At 33.8% G+C, this 7305-nt stretch carries 7 protein-coding genes; 6 read left to right on the top strand and 1 reads right to left on the bottom strand.

Features of this window, described 5'->3' with window-relative positions:
* Positions 1 to 77 precede the first annotated feature (77 nt).
* From C1Y58_RS18910 to C1Y58_RS18900, 3 genes are all read left to right on the top strand, one after another.
* Positions 78 to 1397 carry an MATE family efflux transporter gene (locus C1Y58_RS18910; RefSeq protein ID WP_105617827.1) on the top strand — a complete coding sequence of 440 codons (1320 nt, stop codon included), beginning with the start codon at positions 78 to 80 and terminating at the stop codon, positions 1395 to 1397.
* 128 nt (positions 1398 to 1525) lie between these two features.
* Complete coding sequence (locus tag C1Y58_RS18905) at positions 1526 to 1981, top strand: GNAT family N-acetyltransferase (protein ID WP_157950200.1); 456 nt, start codon at positions 1526 to 1528, stop codon at positions 1979 to 1981.
* Positions 1982 to 2140: 159 nt separating this feature from the next.
* Positions 2141 to 4678, top strand: a complete 2538-nt coding sequence (locus C1Y58_RS18900; protein WP_105617824.1) for a glycosylhydrolase-like jelly roll fold domain-containing protein — start codon at positions 2141 to 2143, stop codon at positions 4676 to 4678.
* Positions 4679 to 4698: 20 nt separating this feature from the next.
* Here C1Y58_RS18900 and C1Y58_RS18895 read toward each other — a convergent pair whose 3' ends face one another.
* A complete protein-coding gene (locus C1Y58_RS18895) occupies positions 4699 to 5034 on the bottom strand; it encodes a winged helix-turn-helix transcriptional regulator (RefSeq protein ID WP_330404478.1) in 336 nt (111 codons plus the stop codon).
* Between the two features lie 142 nt (positions 5035 to 5176).
* Between C1Y58_RS18895 and C1Y58_RS18890 the strand changes: the two genes are divergently transcribed.
* The 3 genes from C1Y58_RS18890 to C1Y58_RS18880 all read left to right on the top strand — a co-directional run bounded on the left by C1Y58_RS18890 (position 5177) and on the right by C1Y58_RS18880 (position 7286).
* Positions 5177 to 5704 carry an ECF transporter S component gene (locus C1Y58_RS18890; protein WP_105617822.1) on the top strand — a complete coding sequence of 176 codons (528 nt, stop codon included), beginning with the start codon at positions 5177 to 5179 and terminating at the stop codon, positions 5702 to 5704.
* A complete protein-coding gene (locus tag C1Y58_RS18885) occupies positions 5691 to 6113 on the top strand; it encodes a DUF1893 domain-containing protein (protein ID WP_105617820.1) in 423 nt (140 codons plus the stop codon). The genes C1Y58_RS18890 and C1Y58_RS18885 overlap by 14 nt, the downstream gene beginning before the upstream one ends.
* Before the next feature lie 63 nt (positions 6114 to 6176).
* Positions 6177 to 7286: an aldo/keto reductase gene (locus tag C1Y58_RS18880; RefSeq protein WP_105617818.1), complete on the top strand. Its 1110-nt coding sequence runs from the start codon at positions 6177 to 6179 to the stop codon at positions 7284 to 7286.
* The last annotated feature ends 19 nt before the right edge of the window (positions 7287 to 7305 follow it).

The raw sequence follows: 7305 nt of genomic DNA, 5'->3' as shown, positions 1-7305 counted from the left end.
GATTACCCCAACAAAAAGGTTGGGAGAAAGGAAGATAATCCAACCACCTCAAAAAGAGGATAATTGGATTATACGTGATGAAAATGAATAAAAAAGAATTTATAAAAATCTATAAGGAGTATTCCCATAGAGTTATCACAACAAAGGTCGTAATGGCACTTGCTTCAAGTGCTGACCACATTATAGCAGCAACAGTTATTAGTTCAGCAGTTCTTGCAGCTATTACCTTGATCAATCCGATGCTATTTTTCATATTTGCTTTTGCATTTATGTTTGCATCTGGATTAGGGTCCTATATTGGTTTGCTTATTGGAAAAAATGAGATTGATGAAGCTAATAAAACTGCCAGTTTTATAGTATTAATTTTTACTGCAATAGCTGCAATGTTAGCAGTTTTCAGTTCAATTAATGCAAGTAAAGTTGCTAGTTTACTGGGGGCTTCAGGTGATTATCATAGAATTGCAACTGCTTATTTAAGATATCTATCTATTGCCTTCTTCCCTCAGATGATATCTGTGGTTTTAGATGGGTTAGTTATGAATGATGGAAGTCCAAAGTATAATTTTAGAGTAAATATTATAGCGTTGGTTATGAATGTTATCCTAAATATGATTTTTGTTATTGTTTTCAAACAAGGTGTGGTAGGCTTAGCTATAGCAACTCTTATAAGTCACAGCTACCACCTTCTTGCAGACATTTATTATCTAGTATATAAATCTAAAACAATAAAAATTAGAATGCCTAAAAAGAACTATAAGGCACTTAAGAGGGTCTTATTTAACGGAAGCAGTGACTTCCTTGGTGTCTTTATTGAAGCAATAATGATTTATATTGTTAATCTATCAATACTAAAATTTTTACCAAATGAATACCTTGAGGCATATGCAGCTTCAGCAGTATTTACTTTATTTATTACCAAGATTTATCTTGGATCACAGTATGGATTACAGCCTATATCCTCTAAACTAATGGGGCAGGGAAAATACGATGAACTTAGATACCTTTTTGCTTTCTCAGTTAAGAGAAGTGCACTTTATGCAATGGGTCTCTATGTTGCTTTAATTCCTGTTGCATGGTTTGGCTTGCCATATTTCTTAGATAGTCCTGAACTTGCGAAAATTGCTTTTATCCTCTATTTAGGAGTTGGTTTTGCGATAGTATTATCAAATATAGGTATACAATCATCTATCTTTTTTACATCTATTAATAGACCGATGGAATCATTAGGTATAGCTATCATAAGAACTTTAATTTTAATCCCTGTATTTAGTTACACTATGATTTGGTTGTTTAAGTTTACTGGAATTACTCTTGGATTCTTAATTCCAGAAATCATATTGACAATTGGTTTTATGCATTATTTCAAAAGGTTGGATTTATCACGATTAAAAGTATAAAGATAAGACATAACGGTGTCAAAGAATAATTTTAAAACAAATTAACATGGTTATATTAAGTGTGTAAATATCAAGGAATAATTGTGTTAAAGATAAGCATAATGATTAACTACGATGGAGGTAAAAATATGAACAGAAAAACATGGAGTATACGAGAAGCTATTATTGGTGATGCAAAGAATCTTAAAAATTGTATGGATATGGCTTATTCAAAGTACTTGAATAGACTCAAAGGAAAACGACTTCCACCTATGGACGTTGATTATGCAGAGGAAATAGGCTCTTTTCCTGTCTGGGTTGCCGAATTGGACAAAGAGATAGTTGGTGGTTTGATTTTAACCTTTGAAGATGGCTATACTACAATATCAAATGTGGCAGTACGTCCTGATTTTCAAGGAAGAGGTTTAGGACGAGGGCTTATGGATTTTGCTGAATCAGAAGCAAGTCGGAGAGGGTATTTGGAAATACGTTTGGCAACTCATGTATTATTGATCGAGAATATTTCATTTTATCTTAAATTGGGGTGGATAGAGTTTGGTCGTGATGATACCCGTGTTTATATGAAAAAAAACATCAGTGTTTAAATTGGATACAGTGAAGGGGATCTTGTTAAAAGATAGCAAAATGTAGCCCATGTTGAATAGGAATAAACAAAATATGCACCGAAATGACCTTAAACATATGATTATAATAATAGCTATTACGATTAAAATAGCAAAGAATTTGTTTGAGGAGGGTCATATGTGAAAAAAGATAAAAAATCTTTAGAAAATATAAAAGCTAACTTCTTAGATCCAAACCCTGAATATACACCAATACCATTTTGGTTTTGGAATGATGCACTTGACCAAGATGAAATTAGAAGACAAGTTATGGATTTTCACGAAAAGGGTGTAAATGGTTTTGTTATTCATCCAAGGATTGGTATGCCAAAATCTATAGAATATTTATCTGATACATTTATGACATATGTAGATTGTGCTATTAAAGAAGCAAAACGACTTGACATGAAGGTTGTTCTCTATGATGAAGGGATGTATCCTTCCGGATCAGCTCATGGTAAAGTTGTTGAGAAAGATGCTAATTATGCATCAAAGGGGCTTAGAAAGTTCGAATGTCAGATTCAATCCGGTGAGATTAAGTGGCCTACACTGAGTGAGAATGATAAAATTGTTTCAATTCAATTAGCTAAGAAGATAGAAAATTTTTACGAGCTTGATTCCCTTAAGATCTTTGAGGAAAGGAACTTAGATGAATTTAAGAAAAGTTTTCAGGCTTCTGATTATTGTGATTCCTTAGATGATAGCTATGTTATTCTAATTTTTATACAAGTCTTTTCAAAGGGGACAATTAGAGGGATTCATGAAGGAGAAGATGATAGACAAGAGGATGCACCAGCTTCTGCCGATTTGCTAAATAAGGATGCTATCAAGGAATTTTTACATCAAACCCATGAAAGATATTACTCCAATTTTTCTAATGAATTTGGTTCAACTATAATAGGCTTTTTTACAGATGAACCATGCATACTTGGGAGATCACCAATAAAAGGGTTAATTCCTTGGACAGATGGTTTCTTTGAGAAATACCTTGCCAGTGGCAATTTGGAAACAGATCTAGTAACTTTATTTCAAAAAGGTAATGAGAATTATGCTAAGCAACAAAAAGCATTTAGAGTAACCATTAATAAAGCCATGGAAGAAAGTTATTACCTACCAATAAGTAAGTGGTGTGAGAATCATAAAGTAGAATTAATGGGTCATCCAGAAGCTAGTGATGATATTGGCTTACTGAAACATTTTCATATACCTGGTCAAGATGTAGTTTGGCGTTGGGTGGCACCGGAAAAAAATTTAGGTATTGAGGGGATCCATTCAACAATGGCTAAATGTTCATCAGACGCAGCAAGACATTATGGACGCAAGCGAAATTTAAACGAATGTTTCGGGTGCTGTGGACCAGACGGTGTACAATGGGCTCTTAATGTGGATGATATGAAATGGTATTTAGACTGGTTATTTGTGAGGGGTGTCAACTTATTAATTCCCCATGCATTTTATTATTCTGTGGATAGAGAGATTCAATTTGGAGAACGTCCACCAGATGTTGGACCCAATAATAGTTGGTGGCCTTTATATAAGTATATTTCAACATATATAAAACGTATGAGTTATCTTATGACTGATGTTATTAATCAAACATCTATTGCTGTATTATGTGAAGAAGACAAGTTACCATGGAAAATAGCAAAACCGCTATATGAAAATCAGATAGAATTTAATTATTTAGAAGAGCATTTATTAGTATCGGATTACTGTACCATTGATACAGGCAAAATTAAAATACAGCAACAGGAATATTCTATACTACTAGTTGAAGATAAGCAATTAATAGAAGGCATTGCTAAAGTCAAAATTAGGTCTTTCTTAGAGAGTGGCGGAAAAGTAATCATCTATGATGAGAAAATGATTAGAGAATTAAATAAGTTAGACTTTGCAAGAATTAGATGTATAACAGGAAATAATAACCTTCGGATGAGTCATATTATTAAAGATAATCGTTCTATTATTATACTTGTCAATGAGGGCGACGATACTATTATAGATAGTCTAGTAGTAGAGAGTAATGCGACTTTTGAACTATGGGAGCCATGGACAGGTAAGATTAAGACGAGACTCAATCATTCAGGAGAAGTGTTCTTTGAACTAAAAAGACGCCAAAGCTTAGTTTTGGTAGCTGATAGAGCACTTAAAGGTGTTTCAAATGGAATTTATCATGTATTAAGTCATAAAGAAAAGGAGAGAAGAGATGCCTTAGAAATTGTCAACATGAATAATGAAAGAGAAAATAAAAATCAAGAAGTGGTTGAAGTAATGACCTTTAAGCAACCTTGGAAGCAACCCTTACTTGGAACCCAGAATGTCTATGTAGATGAACTAAAATCATGGGCAGACTTAGATATAGATCATGGTTATGTGGGTAAGATGACTTACGAATTGGAATTTGAACTGAAGGAATCTTTTTTTACAGATGATGAGCAGATTTGGTATTTGGATTTAGGTCGAGTTAATGAATTTGCTCATGTTCATTTAAATGGTCAAGAAATAGGTGCCTGTATGTGGAGGCCCTATGTATTGGAAGTGAGTGATGGGTTTAAAACAGGTAAAAACAAACTCAGTATTGATGTGTATAACTCAGTGATACATCGATATGAGACAATTAAGAGCGAAGATGGGCTATTAGGACCAGTAAGATTATACTTAAGTAAAAAGAAAGTTTAGAACATAATGGGGCTCAATGTTTAGCCCCATATAGCACCCCAAAGTTTCATTTCTTTAATAATTTTCTTTAAGCTTTTCCCTTTTTCTGTTAGAGAGTATTCAACTGTAGGTGGAATAGTAGGGTAGGCAGTGCGCTCGATTATTCCTTTGCTCTCAAGTTCTTTTAGACGGACCGATAAGGTTTTTGGACTAATGCCGACTAGAGACTTGCGCAGTTCACCAAATCTTTTTTTCCCCTCAAACAGATCCCTGATAATGAGAAATGTCCATTTCCCATTGAGTACATCGAGTGCTTTCTCAATTGAACATTCAATATCTATAGGATACTCCATTTTACCTGAATCTAAATCATACACCTCAATAACCCCCAATAGTTTCTTTTTTGTAACTATATGATCAAAATGTAACTACTTTTCATATTATACCAGCCGTGATATACTGTCAATGAAAATAAGGAAAATTATGAAAGTAGACAATGGAAGAGAGGTGAAGCCAATAATGAATACTAAAAAAATTGTATATATTGGTTTATTTACTGCTTTTGGAGTTTTGATCCCACAAGTTTTTCATTTAATTGGAGGACCTGGGTTGGGACCAATTTTTTTACCAATGCATATTCCTGTTTTAATAGCTGGTTTTGTTGGGGGACCATTAGTTGGACTATATACAGGGATTTTATCACCTATTTTTAGTCATTTTGTCACGGGAATGACAATGCCCCCTATACCACTGTTATATTTTATGGTCTTTGAGTTGGGTACATATGGTTTTGTATCAGGTATATTATTTAAGAAATATAAATTGAATGTTATTTTATCACTTTCAGGAGCTATGATAGGCGGGCGTTTAGTTTATGGGATTTTATTGAGTATCGTTGTTTATTTATTCAACATTAATCTACCACCTTATATTAGCGTAACAGGCGCAATCATTAAAGGGTTACCTGGTATCGTTATTCAAATCATAGTTATTCCTATTATTGTTGTGATGCTGAAGAAAGGTGGTTTTATCAATGATAGATCTTAACTTAGCTAAAGAAATATTAGTATCCGAGAAACTAACATGTGTAATTGTTAAGGGAAATAATGTGATTATGACTTCCCATGAGAAAGGTGTTCGTCCATTGCTTCAGTATCTAAGAGATTCTAATGAAAAGCCTCAAAAGGTATTTTTGGCGGATAAAGTTATTGGTAAGGCAGCCGCGCTATTAGCTGTTTTGGCAGATGTACATACCGTTTTTGCAGATATATTGAGTGAAGAAGCGAAAAAGGTTTTAGATGAAAATAATATAGTTGTTGAATACAATCAACTTGTTCCTTATATAAAAAATCGATTAGGGACAGGACAATGTCCAATGGAAAATCTAGTCGCTGATATTCAAGAACCCAACATGGCTTATCAAGCAATATTGGATTTTATTAATCAAAATAAATAGTTCTATTTTGTTTATTCTGTAGTGATTTATAAAAAATTCTAAGAATAATAAGGGGGAAGTAAAATGATTTATAAGGAATATGGACGGACTGGCAAAAAAGTGTCAGCCATTGGTTTTGGAGGTATGAGATTTCCATCACACTACTCTATTGAAGAGTCTGCTCAGGTTGTACGCCGTGCCAGCCAGCTAGGAATCAACTATTTTGATACTGCTCCTTTTTACTGTGATGATAAAAGTGAAGACATCATGGGAGAGGCATTTAAAGATATGCCTAATCCTTTCTATGTATCAACAAAAAGCGGTATTGGGAATGAGCCTGACGCCAACGCTGTACGTAAGAGAATTGATAAATCTTTAAAAAGATTAGGTGTAAAAAAGATTAACTTCTATCATATGTGGTGTATTATGAATCTAGATCATTACAAAAAAGTTATTGCACCAGGAGGACCCTATTGGGGAGCTATGAAGGCTAAAGAAGAGGGGCTTATCGATCATATTGTTGTATCAACTCATGCGAATGGTAATGAAATTGCACAGATGATAAAAGAAGGTTACTTTGAAGGGGTTACTCTGGGTTATAACATAGCTAATTTTCCCTATCGTCAGGAAGGTATTGAAGCTGCTTATGAAGAAGGTGTAGGAGTAGTTACAATGAATCCATTGGGAGGGGGCATAATTCCTCAAAATCAGGAATACTTTAATTTTATAAAGGAAAATGAGAATGAATCTGTTATACAAGCGGCTTTGAGATTTAATGCTTCCCATGAAGCAATCTCTGTTACCTTAGCAGGTATGGGTACAATCCAAGAGGTTGAACATAATGTGAAAGCAGTAGAAAATCTGAAAATCTTAACGAGTGAGAAGATTAATCAAATAAAATCAGAACTGAAAAAGGATATGAATCAGCTCTGTACAACGTGTCAGTACTGCAAAAAATGTCCTAAAGATATCGATATTCCAAAGTATATGAATCTTTATAATATGAATGTCTTAAAAGGTAAGGAAAAAGTTATTGATCGATACCAAGAAATGATCAAATACAAAGACATTAAGCAGGGAGAACCATTACCAGCAGACTGTATTGCATGCGGTAAATGTGAGAAATTATGTACACAACACCTGAATATCATTGACAGACTTAAGTGGCTAGATGAAAATATCATTAATATGTGATACTTCTATATGGATATGG

Origin of the sequence: Vallitalea okinawensis, assembly GCF_002964605.1 — a bacterium.
GTDB lineage: Bacteria > Bacillota > Clostridia > Lachnospirales > PQDH01 > Vallitalea_A > Vallitalea_A okinawensis.
This window is presented reverse-complemented; position numbering and strand designations above follow the sequence as displayed.